Here is a 15,721-nt window from a genome sequence, read left to right on the forward strand (position 1 = left end):
GCGGCTGGGGCGGATGGGGCCTCGGGGTCGCGACCGGTGCCGTCATCGGCGCTGCGGCGACGAGTTCGTATTACGCCAACCCCTATTATGGCGGAGGCTATGCGACGACCCCCTATACCTATCAGTGCGGCGCTACGCCAATTGCGCACCGGCACCGGGCTATGCCTATCCTGGCACCTATGCAGCCCCTTATCCGAACGCTATCCCGGCGACCCCGATCCCAACGGCTACTGAAGGGGTTGGGGGAAAGGTGCAGACCGCCTGGGCCTGCACCTGGGGAACGACCTGCGTTCAGCGCATACGCCCGCGGCCAAATACGAAGCTGAGAACGAACAGCACCAGAAAGATAAAGAACAGGATTTTGCCTATCGAGGCGAAATCGGCTGAAATACCACCGAAACCGAGCACACCCGCCAGAAGGGCAAGGATCAGGAACACGATTGTCCAGCGAAGAAGGTCCATGGCGATAACTCCGTGATTGGAACATAACATAATCGTCATGATCCTGGGTCTTTGGGTGAACGGGCCAGCCTCGCAACGGTTTGCTTCGCGATGACAGGGCCTTGTCTTTTAATCTGGAAAGACGTTTCTGGGCGAGAGCCGGTGCCAATGCCGGAAGCATGTTATAGGGCCGATGCTGCAGGAGATGATCCCATGAGCGCGTTTCGATCTCTCTATCGTCATGGTTTTGCCCGGGTTGCGGCCTGCACCATCCCTGTGCGCCTTGCTGACCCACGCCATAATCTGCAGCAGATCGTCGCCCTTTCCCGGCAATGCTCGGCTGCCGGAGCGGCTTTGGCCGTGTTTCCCGAGCTATGCCTTTCAGGCTATGCAATCGACGATCTGAGGCAGCAGGACGCGCTGCTCGACGGCGTGATCGAATGCCTCGTGCATCTGAGAGATGAAAGCGCCTCCTGGAAGAGCGTTATCGTCGCGGGTGCGCCGCTCGTGCATCGGGGGGGTCTCTTCAATTGCGCGGTGGTGCTGCATCGGGGAGAAATTCTTGGCATCGTCCCGAAATCCTACCTGCCAAACTACCGCGAGTTCTACGATTCGCGCCATTTCGTCGCCGGGGTCGATATCGTCGATGAAACGCTGCGGCTTGGCGGGCGGGACGTGCCGTTCGGCACAGATCTGATTTTCGAAGCACAGGACCTGCCCGGCTTCGCGCTCGGCATCGAAATCTGCGAGGATCTCTGTACCTAATCCACCCAGCACCGCGCTCGCTCTGGCAGGCGCTACGGTCATCGGCAATCCGTCGGCCAGCACCATCACCATTGGCAAATCGGAGGATCGCCATCTGCTCTGTCGCGCGCAATCGCAACGCGCCCTTTGTGCTTATGTCTATGCCGCGGCCGGAGCCGGCGAGTCGACGACAGACGTCGCGTGGGACGGGCAGGTTTCCGTCTATGAAGCGGGCCGCCTGCTGGCCGAGTCAGACCGTTTTCCCGTCGAAGCCAGATGACGCTTGCCGATATCGATATCGATCTGATCCGTCAGGAGCGCATGCGCATGGGGAGCTTCCATGACTGCGCCCGCGCCAATGATCATGGGCAATGGCGCCGCATCGGCTTCACGCTGGCGCCGGTTGAGGGCGATATCGGCTTTCAGCGCATCGTCCCGCGCTTTCCTTTCGTGCCCGAAAATCCTGGCCGACTGGATCAGGATTGTTATGAAGCCTGGACCATTCAGGTGCGCGCCCTCACGCAGCGCCTCAAGACGAGCGGTGTCGAACGCTGCGTGATCGGCGTATCAGGGGGGCTCGACTCCACCCTTGCCCTTCTGGTCGCCGCACGCGCCGCCGATGAACTCGAATGGAGCCGTGACAGGGTCGATGCCTATACCATGCCAGGCTTTGCAACAGGCGATGCCAGCCTGGGCCTCGCCCATGAGCTGATGACGGCGCTGGGCGTTGACGCCCACGAGCTCGATATCAAACCGACCGCCATGCAAATGCTGGAAACCATCGGCCATCCCTTTGCCTCAGGCGCGCCAGTGCATGACATCACGTTCGAGAACGTTCAGGCAGGGTTGCGTACCGATTTCCTGTTCCGCCTTGCCAATCAGCGCAACGGGATCGTGATTGGCACTGGCGATCTGTCCGAACTGGCACTCGGCTGGTGCACCTATGGCGTCGGCGACCAGATGTCGCATTACAACGTCAATGCCGGCATGCCGAAAACGCTCATCCAGCATCTGATTCGCTGGCTGGCCCGCAAGGGAGGTCTCGGCGACACGATTGCGCCCGTGCTAGAACGGATCGTCTCGGCAGAAATCACGCCCGAGCTGGTGCCCGCCGGTGCGGAAGGGGTGCAGAAAACCGAAGACAAGATCGGTCCGTATGCCCTGCAGGATTTCACACTCTATTATGTACTGCGCTACGGCTTTCGCCCGAGCAAGATCCTTTTCCTCGCGCTACAGGCTTGGGAAAACAAGGATCGCAGCATCTGGCCAGCCCATTTCCCGGAAGACAGAAAGCTAGCTTTTGACGCTGCCGCCATCCGTCACTGGCTAAAGGTATTTCTGACGCGCTTCTTCGGCTTCAGCCAGTTTAAACGCTCCGCTCTGCCTAATGGGCCCAAGCTCTCTTCCGGGGGAAGTCTCTCTCCCCGTGGCGAATGGCGCGCGCCTTCCGACGGGACTGCGGCGGCGTGGCTCGAAGAGCTTGAGAAGACCCTCCTGTAAAAGGGGGGATCGCTCCATACACTTTAACCCGTGCCATTCGACACGCGGCCTCATCTGGAACAACACGAATAGACTGATACTCGATAGGCCCACTGCGCGCCGTCCGTAAGGCAATTGCCCAGCTATATATCGAAAACGTAGCCGTTCAGCTTTCTCCGTGGCGCCTTGCGTTACATGCATGGTCACGACTTCGGCAAACCGGATCGACGACGGGCAATGTCTTCGTGTCACCGATTCTGACTCACCGACCAATTTTCTAAAAAAAGCGTCATTCCTCAGGCGGAAAAGGCCCGTCCGCGCCTGTAACATTCTTCATCAATTCGTGAAGAGGTGAGGCAAACCCATGAAAGAATTCAAGAAACAGGATCCGTTTCTCAATATTTTCTTTTAGGACCTTTTCCACGGTAGGGAATTTTATTGTAACGATATCAGCTACTTATACGAATATTCTAACGTACCCCGTGATCGCGCCTGTTCGTAGAAGAGAAAGAAACCGAAGAAATTCGTCGTAATGACGATAATAGTTTATCTTTTTACTTCAGGAGAAGTCATTACAAGCCATTCATATTCAACACAAACAAATCTGATTCGAAACAATAATCTCGCAAGATTGTGAGTATTAAGTCACTCACAATGTGGAGTTTTTATGGATAAAACCCTCGGAAACGCTATGTTTCCTTACCTCAGGTCCATTTCAAATCACTTCAACATCCCGGATCTGCGTTCAATATGATAGTTTGCATCAAACTATTATCCATCGGCCACAAATACCTTTTGATTTATTGACTCAGACCATAGGTTAAGACATCTATAAAAAAAATTGGTTTTTCGATCTAGATCTTGGTAGACGGCACGACCGATGGGCGTGGGCATGTTGAGAGCGCCCGACGCATTGTAACGGTCTATGTCTGAAGCCTCCAGAAATAACAAGGAGCTGGTCGCATGGCGATCGTAACGGTAGTTGGTTCGTCTGGTATGACTGTGCAGGTCACCGTTGAAGGTGCCCGCATGCAGACACTCGCCTCGAGCTACGCAGCACAGATTCTGGGCGCTGTGACAACGGGCGACATCACCTCGGTCGATCTTGTGACAGGTGCGAATACCGGCCCCTCAGCCTCGACGAGCATCGTTCAGGGCGTCATCACCACCGGTGGTGCCTTCTCGATGGCAGGCAACTACAGCAACCTGGTCATCGGCTCGCTTGGTGCGCCGTTCAACGATCCGGCCCAGGATACGCCTGTAGCACCGACTGTGAAGGCTGTTACCGTCGACGGCACGGGCGTGACCGCGGGCATGCTCTCGGTTCTCGCTGGCGACACTGAAGGCGTGACCTTCTACGCAGGCAATTATAACGGCAGCTTCGTCTCGACGATGGGCAACAACCTGTTCGATGGTCGCGGTCATACCGGCAACTGGACGATTGCTACCGGCGACGGCAACGACACCATCTACGCAGCAGCCGGGACGAACAATATCCGTGCTGGCGAGGGACAGAACGTCATCAACCTCAGCACCGGCGCCAATTTTGTCGCTTCTGAAGGTCAGGACACCATTACCGGCGTAGAAAATGCGTCCGACACGGTGACCATCCTCGGTGGCAAGTCCGTCGTCACGTTGCAGTCCAACTCGGTTGTGGTTGATTCGGCACTCTCCGGAAGCCAGATTAGCGTCGGCATCAACAGCACCGTCTTTGGCGGCACGGGCTCGACGGTGAATTTCACGGGCAGCACCGGCACTATCGTTGGCACTGTAGGCGATACGATTTCTGCAGCAGGCGATCTGGAAGTCGACCATGGCTCGAACCAGTCGATCAGCGTCTCCGGTGCTCTGAAGTTCATCTCAGGCACGGGCAATACGTCGATCAATGCCGGGCTTGGCACGATCTGGGGCGCCAACGATCTGCGTGCCTCGGTCAACACGAATGGTCTGGCCCTGTTCACCGCCAACCAGCCCAGCACAACCGGCAGCCAGTATATTGACGCGTCTTCTTCGGCAGGCACGCTCGAGGCCTGGACGGGTGCAGGCAACAACACGATCATTGGTACCTCAGGATCGGATCACTTCGTTTTCGGCACGCAGTTCGCTAACTCCAATGGCGATAGCTTTGCGACCGTCACGGGTGGCAGCGGCGCAGCCAACACATTCGGTGTGCTTGCAGGCCATAATGGCGGCGATATCACCATCACCGATTTTGGCAGTGCCGCCGGCAACATGTTCTTCATGTATAATTACAAGCCTGCCGATGCCGACAAGGCTGTGAAGGATCTGCTGGCAACGGCGACCGTCACAGGCGGCAACACCACTCTACAACTGGACAACAACATGAAGGTGACGTTCCTGGGCGTGACCGACCTGAAAGCCTCGAATATCGTTATCAGCTGACGATCACGAGCTAAAAACTTCGATCACGTTTTTTTTAGAGGCCCAGTCCACAAGACTGGGCCTTCATTTTTCATGGCAGCGCGTTTGGGCTTATAGGTCCGCTCGGCTTATACAAAGCCCTTTCCGACCTCCTCTTAGAGTGAGAGATTTTTGCCTAACCTGAAAAAAAAACAGATGTGGTCTGCTCCAGTCTCCGAGGATAACCTCGACGAGACGACGCAGGCCTCGGCCTATATGGCGACTCTGCGCGCAGATTCACTACAGGCAGAGCTGCATCTGGCTAAACAGCAGTTGAAATTGATTCGCGGCTCGCTTTCCTGGCGTTTGACGGAACCGCTTCGCTGGGTCAGGGCGCTCACCTTGGGTCGTCTTCCTCGCGGGACTCCGCTCGATGAAGCGTGGGAGCAGTGGCAAGACTCCCGGCGTTCAGAGGGGACTGTCAAAGCAATAGGCCGCTTTTTTGCTGGCGGCGCCGCCAAAAGACGTCTTCTGCGCCATGGCGATCAGGCCGGCGATCCGCTGTTCGTGCCCACACAAGAACAGGCGGAAATTCTCAGGAGACATGCACCCAAGGCGACGCTCATGCTGCGTCCACGCTGTCTCCTGATCGCGGATATCGAGTTGCAGCAATGTACTAAGTACCGTGTGACGCAGAAGGCCGAGCTTCTTCATCGCCTCGGGTGGAGCGTGCAGATCGTTGATTGGAAAGACAGCCGCGAAGTGCTGTCTTCACTTCAGGTAGCGACCCGTGTTCTCTTCTATCGTGTACCCGGCATCGACGCCGTGTTGTCTTTGATCGAGGAAGCGAAGCGCCTCGGTCTGGAGCCAAGATGGGAGATTGATGATCTCCTGTTCAGCAAGACTCTTTATCGCCGTAACGGCAATCTTTCGACGCTATCCTCTCATGAACGACACGAGCTTTACGAACTTGCCGATCTTTATTGTCGCGCTCTGCTCGCATGCGGACGCGGCATGGCCTCTACCGAAGCGCTTGCCCAGGAAATGCGCAAGATCGGCATCCAGGACGTGCTCGTGCTCGAAAATGCGCTGGATGAGCAAACACTAAGCGTCGCCAAAACCCTTCTTGCCGCGCCAGCGCCGCGCGATCCTGACAAGATCTGGATATGCTACGGCTCCGGCAGTCGCGCTCATGACATTGATTTCAGAGCTGCCGAAAGCGGTCTCATCGCAGCGATGCAGGCCGATCCACGTATTCATCTGCTGATCGTGGGGCCGCTCACGCTCTCCAAGCTTTTTGCCCAGTTCGGCGCGCGTGTGGAACGGCGCAATGAGTTGTCCTATGCTGCCTATCTCGGCGAATTAGCAAGGCAGATATCGCCATTGCTCCGCTTGAAAATACGCTCTTCAATGACTGCAAAAGCAACATCAAATTTCTCGAAGCTGCTATTCTCGAAATCCCGTCTGTCTGTTCACCCACCGATACCTATCGTCGTGTGATTCAGTCAGGTCAAAACGGGCTTCTGGCGGATAGTGGAGAGACCTGGAAAAACGCCTTGCTGTCACTCGCACAGGACCCGGGTCTGAGGCGGCGTGTCGGCCTCAACGCGAGAAAATCAGCGCTTGCGGAGTATGCGCCGGAGCATATTCTGACTCAGCAGGCCAATCCGATTTTCGGCAAGCCCCCTGCTTTCGCACACAAGGCGCCCCGGGTGCTTCAGGTCAACCTCTTCTTCGCGCCGCGCTCGTTCGGCGGCGCCACAATCGTGGTAGAAGCCATGCTCGAACCGCTTGCGAAGGCGGGATTCGAGAACAGCGTCATGACGACACGACCAGTTCTCGAAGGTCTGCCTGATGGTGCTTTGCGCTATCGCAGTCTCGACACGGATGTCTTCTCCGTCAGCGTGGGCCGCAACGGTGGAACAGAAAATCTGACCATCGCCCGTCATCTCGAGCGCTGGATCGACGCATGGGATGTCGAACTGGTGCACTTCCATGCCATTCAGGACATGGGCGTTGGCATGACGCGGATCTGCCAGCAGCGCGGCATTCCTTACGTTATCAGCCTGCATGATTGCTGGTGGCTGTCAGATAATCTCTTCATCGCCCGTGATGATGGTCAGTATCACCTCGAAAATGACGATGTTCCGCTGTCACCGGAAAACTCGACCCATAGTCGTTACCTGGGAGAGCGCCGCAAACTCATGCGTCAGGCCCTTGCCGGAGCCGCAGCCATTCTCAGCCCATCCGAAGAACATAAGAGCCTTTACGTACGCAACGGTGTGCCCTCCGACCGTATCCTGATCAACCGAAACGGGTTCACCTGGCCTTCGCGCCCCAAAGCGAAGCGCGCTCCCGGCTTGAAGCTTCGCTTTGCCTTTGTCGGAGGAGTCGGCAAGGTCAAGGGCTACGAGCTGATCCGCAAGGCATTTGAGCGCACGCAGCGCGACGATTGGGAACTGCTTCTGGTCGATAACACCCTGAATCTGGGTTTCCCCTCTATCGATACTTCAGGCTGGCTGGTTAAGGGCGAAATACGGACGGTCCCAGCCTATACGCAGGCGGGGCTCGATGATTTCTACGATCAGGTCGATGTGCTTCTCTTCCCGTCACAATGGCGCGAAAGCTATGGGCTTACCGTACGCGAGGCCCTCTCTCGTGATGTCTGGGTTATCTCGACGACGCCAGGGGGCCAGGCCGAGGAAATCGTCGAAGGCGTGAACGGATCGCTCATCCCGATCATCGACGACCCTGCCCCGCTTCAGGAGGCCATCGAAGCTGTTCTGGACCAGAAGGAACGCTTTGAAAAATATGTGAACCCGAACAAGGCCAGCCTGCCGAGCTATGACGATCAGGCAAAGGAGCTTGCCGTTCTCTATCGTCGCCTTTTGAACAGGTTCTCCTGACCCGGGTCGCGCATCCGATCGCCGACCGCAAAAAACCCCTCCCCCGTAAAGAAAGGGGTTTTTTCTTGCCCGTTCCTTGAGAAGCCTAAAGGTCTCTGCCGCAATGGACAAAGCCGCTGAAGACACAGCCTGAACAAGCCCGCAGGAACGCCTCCTGTCACACGCGATCAACGCGTATGACAGGGGAGCTCTCTGTCAGTTGGCCGAGGGCAAGGCGTAGGCCAGAACGTAATCACCCTTATTGGCGTTGGTGCCCGTGCGGGTCGCGCCGCCAGCGACGACGAGCACATATTGCTTGCCGTTTTCGACATAGCTCATGGGCGTTCCCTGGCCGCCTACGGGCAGACGCTCGCGCCAGACTTCCTTGCCGGTGCTGAGATCGAAGGCGCGCAGATAATTATCGAGCGAGCCGTGGAAGAAGGCGAGATTACCCCCGGTCAGGAGCGGCCCACCCATCGTGGGCATGCCAACCGGGATATAAAGATGCGGGATGATACCCTTAGCGCCGAATATGCCATGAATGCGTGCATCTTGAATGCTGCCGACCGGCACCTGCCACAACGTCTTCTGCGTTTTCAGGTCAATGGCCGTCAGCGAGCCGAAAGGCGGCTTGAAGCAAGGCGCACCCATGGGTGAGACGAACATCGAGCGTTCGACGCCCCAGGGGGTTCCGAGCTGCTCGGAGTATTCGCCCTCGGTCGACGGCACGAGACCCGCCTTCGCCGCCTCCTCGCGCTTGATGAACTGCCCCCACATGGCCATGCGGATATCGTTCACTACCAGCACACCGGTCTGCGGATCTATAGCGCCACCACCCCAGTTGGAACCGCCGTAATAGCCAGGCCAGATCAGGGTTTTCTGCTGGTCAGTCAAAGGCGTCCATTCGCCTTCCCAGCGCATTTTCTTGAAAGCGATGCGGCAATAGAGCTGATCGAAAATCGTCGCCCCCCACATGTCGCTTTCCTTCAGCGGCGCGACACCGATCGACAGATCGGAATAGGGCTGAACCGCTGATACGCTGGCCGGGCATGCCATCGGTCGCAACCGGGCGATCCGTCACCTTCACGACCGGCTTGCCGGTGCGACGGTCGAGCACAAAAACCTGGCTACGCTTGGTCAGTGCCACAACAACCGGCGTGATCTCTCCACCGGCGCCGGGCAGATCATAAAGGATCGGCTGCGAGGTCACGTCATAATCGAACATGTCCTGATTGGCCGTGCGGAAATGCCAGCGCTCCTGACCTGTGCGCAGATCGAGTGCGAGAATTGCATCGGTATATTCATCCGAATAAGGATGACGATTGCCGCTCCAGAAATCGGGCGTCTGGTTGCCCATGGGAATGAAGGCAAGACCGAGCTTCGGATCGTAAGACGCCGTACCCCAGAAATTCGGGGTTTCCGGCGCATAGATCTGACCTGGGGGCAGCGGGCGACTGTCCTTGTTGCCGCGTGAGGCATCCCAGGCCCAGATGAGGCGGCCGGTACGCACATCATAACCGCGAATGACGCCCGAGGGCTCACCTACGGTCATGTTATCGTTGATCTTGCCACCCACCATGATCACGCCATCAGCCACCAGCGGGGCGGAGGTGAGATAATAGGAGCCGGGCGCCGTCGGGCCGAGACCTTCAAGCAGATTGACCATGCCGTGGTCGCCGAAATCCTGGCACAGCGCACCTGTCGCAGCATCGAGCTCGAAAAGCCGGGCATCATTGGTGGTGCTCACGATACGGCGGGCGCAAGGCGTCTCTGCCGTGATCGCTGCAGGAGCGACCGGGCTTTCGTCAGACGGTGCCTGAGCCGGGGTCGCAGGGTCGGCCGTCGGCTCCGCAGGCGGTGCTGCGACTTCCTCTGGGCCAAAAGCCTTGGCGTCGGGTGCCAGAAGCGACATCGTGGTCAGATCAGCATAGCTGACGCCACGGCAGCGCTTCCAGCCCTTATTACCGCGCGTCACCTGCATATGCGGATCGAAGCGCCAGCGCTCATGTCCCGTTACCGGGTCAAGGGCAATCACCTTGTTGAGCGGGGTGCAGAGATAGAGGGAGTCGGCCACCTTGAGCGGCGTTACCTGATATTCAGAGCCGTCAATGGCCAGATCGCCTGTATGGAAGCTCCAGGCCAGTTTGAGCCCCGAGACATTGCGCGCATTGATCTGCACAGAGGGCGCAAATCGGTCACCCGTCAGATTGCGCCCCCAGGCGGGCCAGTCATTGCCATTCACCTGCCCCAATGCCGTATCGACTTTCGGAACCTGCGCAGGGTCTGCCGTGACTTCGGCATGAGGCCGGAACATGTTGACCGACACCCCGGCGAAGACGATGGCGTAGAGCGCAGCAACGCCCAGCCCCCAGTTACGGGAGACACCAGAGCGACCATCCGGGCCGAACCAGGGTGCCATCACGCCGATAACGATCGGCAGCACGAGGAAGACGACTACACGCGGCACGACGAGCCAGAACACGTCGCCCACCTCGCCAAAGGCCCAGCCAGCGGCAATCACACTGAGTACGATGGAGAGCGGCAGGGCGATGGTCTTGCGCGCCATCAACGCTGTACCAACTGCCGCCATCAGCAGGCCGAGCGGGATGTAGGCCCAGCTCCCACCAAGCCAGGCGAGGTAGACACCGCCAAGTGTCAGCGCGACACCAAGCAGCGCGATCACCAGACCGATCACGGTACTTAAAAGATGGATAAGGCTTCTCACGAGCAATCCTCACACTACGCTCTCAGCGGGCCGTTCCCCTGACCGGGAAGCCGCCCCGTTGAGAGCAATTTGAGCATTGAGCGTTTTCAAGCCAGCAACACCAGAAGACATCACCACGCCGGCACCCGAAAACGGGGGATAATCAAGTCAAAACCAGCCTGAAAGCTCAAAGAATGGGCAATGTGCCGCGCAAAACTTTCATTGACGTCATCAAATCTCCATCATTCATCAACATTCACAGCTTTTTGTTCGCCCGACCACAATCATGTCAAAACATATACGCGCAGCAACCTGAACGTACCTCTTCTATGGCAGGGTAGACATGATCGATAACGCATATTGCGCGGCAGGACTCAGGCGCCCTCCCCGCGCCCAGGCAATGCCATGCTCCATGTAAAAATCGTCGCCAGCCGTATCGCCCTCCAACACCGGCAGGCGGGAAAGCTGGGCCTCTGAAAGTAGCGAGACGGGCATGAGTGCAGCCGCATTGCAGGCCTCGACAAGATGCTCGATGAGGGTCGGCAGGCTGATCTCGATCAACCTTGGCGGAAAAGAGAGACCACGCGCCAGCAGGATCTGGTCGAACCTATCGCGCATCGCCATGCCTTTGAGCGGAAGCAGCCAGACACGATCAACAAAATGCGACCATTTGTCGAAAACTTCCGCACTCGTCATCAGCACGTCATCGATGATCATCACGCAATGCTCGAGACAAAGCGTTCGCGTCTCAAACCGGCCTGACGACACCACATCGAGCAGATTGACCGCAACGATGTCATTTCGGCCTGCATGTAGATCGTCCAGAAGGCGTTTGCGCATGCCATATTCGATACTGACGGTCAGAAAAGGCTGCTCATGCTTCATGCGCGTCACCCAGCTTACGAGCGGACGCTCAAGCATCGGCGCCTGAAACCCGATACGCAGCGTGCCATGCAGCAACGCCGTCTTTCGCGTAAAATCCTCACTCAACGCCTGCAATTCATGGTCGATACGCCGCGCAGCCACCAAAACGCGCTCCAGCCCTGGCAGAGGCACGAGATGACCCTGCACACGGTCGAACAGACGCTTGCCAAGTATCGCCTCGATTTCGATGCAGGATTTCGAGACCGCCGCAGGCGAGATACCCAGACGTGATGCTGTCTGTCTCATGCTGCGTGTCGTGTTGAGCATATCGAGCAGATGCAGATGACGCAGCTTGAGCCGACGATGCAGCGTGATGCCTGATCTGACCATGCCATCCCTCCGAGCACATCAACCAATCGGTTGATAGGGCATAACTCTATTTTGCTTCAATAACGAAACGTTTTAATTCCATAATCTTTCATCGGCAATTTACCGACACAGGCGGTTACCGCGCTTTGCTCCAATAATAATCGGCAGGAAGCATGATGACAGATTCATCAAAACAAAAACGTTCTGCGAAAAAACATATGAAAGCATCAATGTTTTTGTTGCTGGCTTCTGTATCCGGCCCTGTCTTCTGGGATTACGCCAAGGCGGCACCCCACCGTGCCCCGTCGCAGTCACGGGCCACTACCGGCGTGAAAAAGCCAACCCAGACACCCTCAGTACAAAGATCGACGCATCACAAACCTGTCGCCGGGGGCGCCGAAACACTCACCGTCACAACAGCGCGTCGCCGCCTGCATTTCAATGCCGCCCAGCACGAAGCCGATGCCACGACCCATATCACGGCAGAAACCCTTACCCGTCAGGGCGTCGTGTCCCTGCTCGATCTGCCGCGTGTGGCACCCAATCTGACCGTACAGAGCGTGAACGGCACCGGCACGACGAATTTCTTTCTGCGCGGGATCGGGCTGAACGACTACATGCAGAACAACATGTCGTCCGTCCTCGTTTACTATGACGATGTTGCCTATCCCCTCGCCCGTATGGCGTCCGGCCTAATGTTCGATATCGCAGGTGCAGCGGTCGAACCCGGCCCGGTGGGCTTCAGCCATGGCCAGACCGATACAGGCGGCGAGATCGCCTTTCGCACCGCCGACCCGACCGATGAATGGCATGGTGGTGTCTCGCAGGATATTGCGAGCTACGCGCGCAGCCGTACCAATCTCTTCGTTTCCGGCCCAATCATAAGCAACAAGCTGAGCTTCCGTATCGCCGGGCAGACCATGCAAGGGGGAGGCTGGCAGACAAACCCCTCCAACGGCGCCCATCTGGCGATGCCAATCTCGCCGCGCTACGTGCGAAGATCCGATGGCGTCCTGAAGAGCATACCGAAATCATGCTGAGCGGGCATTGGGTGCAGGATAATTCCGAAGTCGTAGCCGCCAAGCCCGTCATCAATTTTCTGCCGAGCCGGCCCTATCCGACGCTTTCCTATCAGCAGGCACAATGGATTATAACGCCCGTCTGGCCAGGCTGATCGGCGTCATTATCGCCCAGCGAGCACAACACCATGTGGGGTGCAGACCTGAAAATGTCTCATGATTTCGGATTCGCAACAATAAAAAGCATCAGCGCTTTCGAGACCGAACACGTAGGCGAATATACCGATCAGGACGGCACGCTCTGGGCCACCGGCGATAATTATCGCAATATTGTCGCCAACAGCTTCTCACAGGAATTGCGTCTCGAATCGCGCAAGAAAAAACCCCTCGAATGGGTGGTCGGTGCCTATTACGACCGTGTGCGCATGACGCAGCAATCATTCTTCGATTTTACCGATTACGTGCCCACACGCGGCTATCTGCAGGAAACGTCTTTCGGCCAGTACGAGCAGACCTTCTCGCAATTCGCGCATCTCTCTTACAAGCTGCCCTATCGTGTGACGCTGATCGGCGGGCTGACGCATGAAGCGGATGACCGTCAATTGCTCAATCTGCGCACGGTGCAGTTCGGACGCCGCAATCTGCAATTCCAGTCCACCGGCTCGAACATGAACCAGTTTGCCAGCACGCTCGGTGTGCAGTTTCAGGCCACACAAGATCTGATGACCTATTTCAAGATCAGCCGCAGCATGAAGCCCGGAGCATGACCGCCAATAACACCGTCGTTCAGGGCCAACTCGACCCGTTCAAACCCGAGACCGTTCTGGCCTATGAGCTGGGTTTCAAGGCCGATATCATTCCCAATCGCTTCCGACTCAATGCTGCGGCCTTTTATTACGACTATCACGACCAGCAATATCTCGGCAGCTATGTCGTGCCGGGTTACGGCCCGCTGGGGCGCTTCGATAATATTCCGAAATCCGAAATCTGGGGGGTTGAATTCAATACCGAGATCAATCCGATCCGCCATATCTATCTCACACAGAATTTCGGGTTCCTGCGGAGCAAATACCAGAAATTCCAGGCCATCAACGCCGCCGCCGTCAACACGCAATATCAGCAGACCGGAATCTGGGCGCCCATCTATACCGATTATGCCGGAACAGAAGGCATGAATCCCAAGCTCACCCTGAACGGCTCGGGCGATTATCGCGTCACTTTTTTGCGACGCTTCGAGGGCGAAGCCGGTATCGACTGGAATTTTCGCACTGCGCAATCGATGGTTCCCGGCGGCACGGGCAATTACCAGCTTCCTGCCTATTTCCTGCTCGGGGCGCATCTCACCGTGCATCCGGTGAAAGGACCATGGACAGCGACCATTTATGCGTCGAATATTCTCAACAGAGAGTATTTCACCACGAGTTCGCAATCAACGACGACCTATTTCCGCATACCCGGCCCGCCCCGTTTCATCGGCGAACGTATCGGCCTCACCTACTGACGCCTCACCCGGCAAGGAGACATGTCGCATGACAGGATCGGATCAGGACAGGAAGCGGGTCATCATGGCCGCCTGTGTGGGCAATTTTCTCGAATTCTACAATTTCATGGCCTACGCATTTTTCGCCCCGATGATTGCCAAGGCATTTTTTCCTGACTCTTCCGGGCTGACGGGGCTTTTCGAAGCCCTCATCACCTTTGGGGCGGGGTTTTTCCTTCGCCCGTTAGGGGCATTCTGCGTGGGCATCTATGCGCGGCGCTACGGCCATCAGGCCGCGCTGATGCTCACTTTTGCGATCATGGCCACAGGTTCGCTTCTGCTGGCGGCAACCCCTTCCACGCGCTCTATCGGAATGACAGCCGCGCTCCTGATCGTTCTGGCCCGCATGTTGCAGGGCTTTTCAGATGGAGGCGAGGTCGGTCCTGCCACCGCCATGCTTTATGACGCCGCACCACCGGGCAAGGGGGGCGTCATCAGCATCATGCAATATGTCACCCAGCTTCTAGGCATGGTCGTCGCCGTGATTTTTGGCCTGGTTCTCTCCCTCACCCTTTCCCATGATGCGCTCTATGCCTGGGGTTGGCGCATTCCTTTTTTCATCGGCATTGCCATTCTGCCTTTCGGTTTCTGGCTGCGCCGCCAGATCCCGGCACAGCATGCACATCGTGAAGAGCCGCATCCCTTCGGTGCCACGTTGCGCCTGCTGATCACGCCGAAGATCCTGCTGGTCTTCGCGCTTATCGTCTGCGGTACCATCACCAATTATCTGCGCACTTTTGGCGTCAGCTACGCCATTGCCGTTCTGCATCTGTCACCAGGCACCGCCATGCTCGCCATGGCACTGGGGCTGGTCTGCGGCGTGATCGCCGTCATTGCAGGTATGCGTATTGCCCATCGCAACCCCGACCCCAAGCTCTTCGTCATCGTGGCGTCGATCATAGGCACGCCGCTTTGCATGCTCTATTATACGCTTTCGGTCACCTATCCGGGTCTGGGCACGCAGATCGGGCTGAATCTGACCGTCTTTCTCTCTTCCGGCCTGCTCATCGCGCCGGTCTGGCGCCTGCTTTTTGACGCCATTCCCAACCACAGCCGCGCCTTCATTTTCGGCCTCGTCTATGCGGTTGCCGTCTCCGTTTTCGGTGGCCTGACCCAACCGCTCACGGTTCTCTTGATCGCGCATTTCCATGATCCCATGGTACCCGCCTGGATGCTGGGCATTTTGATGCCTCTCTCGCTTCTGGCCTATCTTGCCCTGCGTCGGCGCATGATACCGCCCGCGCCTGATGCCTCGATCATTGCCTCACAGGCCGATCAGGCCTTTTGACCCCGTTACCCCGACAAGGATTTTCAC

General features: G+C 57.3%; 11 protein-coding genes and 2 pseudogenes. 10 read left to right on the plus strand and 3 right to left on the minus strand.

Annotated elements, in window-relative coordinates:
• Positions 1-234 (plus strand): hypothetical protein (locus tag JCM25414_RS23895; RefSeq protein ID WP_206777963.1); only part of this gene is annotated, 234 nt, incomplete at its 5' end.
• Positions 235-291: 57 nt separating this feature from the next.
• Here the strand turns inward: JCM25414_RS23895 and JCM25414_RS22645 are convergent.
• Positions 292-462, minus strand: coding sequence for a DUF1328 domain-containing protein (locus tag JCM25414_RS22645; RefSeq protein WP_023979726.1), 171 nt, complete (start codon positions 460-462; stop codon positions 292-294).
• 192 nt (positions 463-654) lie between these two features.
• Between JCM25414_RS22645 and JCM25414_RS20750 the strand changes: the two are divergent.
• From JCM25414_RS20750 to JCM25414_RS25445, 4 genes and pseudogenes are all read left to right on the plus strand, one after another.
• Positions 655-2,685 (plus strand): annotated as a pseudogene (locus JCM25414_RS20750) (NAD(+) synthase).
• Between the two features lie 942 nt (positions 2,686-3,627).
• The gene (locus JCM25414_RS14290) at positions 3,628-5,067 is read left to right on the plus strand and encodes a beta strand repeat-containing protein (protein WP_025842076.1); all 1,440 of its coding nucleotides are present in this window, start codon (positions 3,628-3,630) and stop codon (positions 5,065-5,067) included.
• Positions 5,068-5,241: 174 nt separating this feature from the next.
• Positions 5,242-6,525: a hypothetical protein gene (locus JCM25414_RS25440; protein WP_051535916.1), complete on the plus strand. Its 1,284-nt coding sequence runs from the start codon at positions 5,242-5,244 to the stop codon at positions 6,523-6,525.
• Positions 6,483-7,931 carry a glycosyltransferase gene (locus tag JCM25414_RS25445; RefSeq protein WP_242403622.1) on the plus strand — a complete coding sequence of 483 codons (1,449 nt, stop codon included), beginning with the start codon at positions 6,483-6,485 and terminating at the stop codon, positions 7,929-7,931. The genes JCM25414_RS25440 and JCM25414_RS25445 overlap by 43 nt, the downstream gene beginning before the upstream one ends.
• Positions 7,932-8,126: 195 nt before the next feature.
• Here the strand turns inward: JCM25414_RS25445 and JCM25414_RS20760 are convergent.
• Positions 8,127-10,500 (minus strand): annotated as a pseudogene (locus tag JCM25414_RS20760) (membrane-bound PQQ-dependent dehydrogenase, glucose/quinate/shikimate family).
• Between the two features lie 441 nt (positions 10,501-10,941).
• The gene (locus JCM25414_RS14305) at positions 10,942-11,868 is read right to left on the minus strand and encodes a LysR family transcriptional regulator (RefSeq protein ID WP_025842077.1); all 927 of its coding nucleotides are present in this window, start codon (positions 11,866-11,868) and stop codon (positions 10,942-10,944) included.
• Positions 11,869-12,077: 209 nt separating this feature from the next.
• Here JCM25414_RS14305 and JCM25414_RS25455 point away from each other — a divergent pair, with 209 nt between their 5' ends.
• Genes JCM25414_RS25455 through JCM25414_RS14330 form a run of 5 tightly spaced genes read left to right on the plus strand, consistent with a single transcriptional unit; the run spans position 12,078 to position 15,694 of the window.
• On the plus strand, positions 12,078-12,887 hold the full coding sequence (locus tag JCM25414_RS25455) for a TonB-dependent receptor plug domain-containing protein (RefSeq protein WP_025842078.1): 810 nt from the start codon (positions 12,078-12,080) through the stop codon (positions 12,885-12,887).
• The gene (locus JCM25414_RS25460) at positions 12,881-13,021 is read left to right on the plus strand and encodes a hypothetical protein (protein WP_242403617.1); all 141 of its coding nucleotides are present in this window, start codon (positions 12,881-12,883) and stop codon (positions 13,019-13,021) included. Before JCM25414_RS25455 ends, JCM25414_RS25460 begins: the two co-directional genes overlap by 7 nt.
• Positions 13,022-13,054: 33 nt before the next feature.
• Complete coding sequence (locus JCM25414_RS26195; protein ID WP_025842079.1) at positions 13,055-13,633, plus strand: TonB-dependent receptor domain-containing protein; 579 nt, start codon at positions 13,055-13,057, stop codon at positions 13,631-13,633.
• Positions 13,630-14,367, plus strand: a complete 738-nt coding sequence (locus JCM25414_RS26200; protein ID WP_025842080.1) for a TonB-dependent receptor domain-containing protein — start codon at positions 13,630-13,632, stop codon at positions 14,365-14,367. Before JCM25414_RS26195 ends, JCM25414_RS26200 begins: the two co-directional genes overlap by 4 nt.
• Before the next feature lie 28 nt (positions 14,368-14,395).
• On the plus strand, positions 14,396-15,694 hold the full coding sequence (locus JCM25414_RS14330; RefSeq protein WP_025842081.1) for an MFS transporter: 1,299 nt from the start codon (positions 14,396-14,398) through the stop codon (positions 15,692-15,694).
• The last annotated feature ends 27 nt before the right edge of the window (positions 15,695-15,721 follow it).

The sequence above is a fragment of the Asaia platycodi JCM 25414 genome, assembly GCF_000614545.1.
GTDB classification, from domain to species: domain Bacteria; phylum Pseudomonadota; class Alphaproteobacteria; order Acetobacterales; family Acetobacteraceae; genus Asaia; species Asaia platycodi.

What these genes read in the sequence shown, in the direction of transcription:
- JCM25414_RS22645 (WP_023979726.1), bottom strand. Translation starts at nt 462, where the DNA reads ATGGACCTTCTTCGCTGGACAATCGTGTTCCTGATCCTTGCCCTTCTG.
- JCM25414_RS14290 (WP_025842076.1), top strand. Translation starts at nt 3,628, where the DNA reads ATGGCGATCGTAACGGTAGTTGGTTCGTCTGGTATGACTGTGCAGGTC.
- JCM25414_RS25440 (WP_051535916.1), top strand. Translation starts at nt 5,242, where the DNA reads ATGTGGTCTGCTCCAGTCTCCGAGGATAACCTCGACGAGACGACGCAG.
- JCM25414_RS14305 (WP_025842077.1), bottom strand. Translation starts at nt 11,868, where the DNA reads ATGGTCAGATCAGGCATCACGCTGCATCGTCGGCTCAAGCTGCGTCAT.
- JCM25414_RS25455 (WP_025842078.1), top strand. Translation starts at nt 12,078, where the DNA reads ATGTTTTTGTTGCTGGCTTCTGTATCCGGCCCTGTCTTCTGGGATTAC.
- JCM25414_RS25460 (WP_242403617.1), top strand. Translation starts at nt 12,881, where the DNA reads ATGCTGAGCGGGCATTGGGTGCAGGATAATTCCGAAGTCGTAGCCGCC.
- JCM25414_RS26195 (WP_025842079.1), top strand. Translation starts at nt 13,055, where the DNA reads ATGTGGGGTGCAGACCTGAAAATGTCTCATGATTTCGGATTCGCAACA.
- JCM25414_RS26200 (WP_025842080.1), top strand. Translation starts at nt 13,630, where the DNA reads ATGACCGCCAATAACACCGTCGTTCAGGGCCAACTCGACCCGTTCAAA.
- JCM25414_RS14330 (WP_025842081.1), top strand. Translation starts at nt 14,396, where the DNA reads ATGACAGGATCGGATCAGGACAGGAAGCGGGTCATCATGGCCGCCTGT.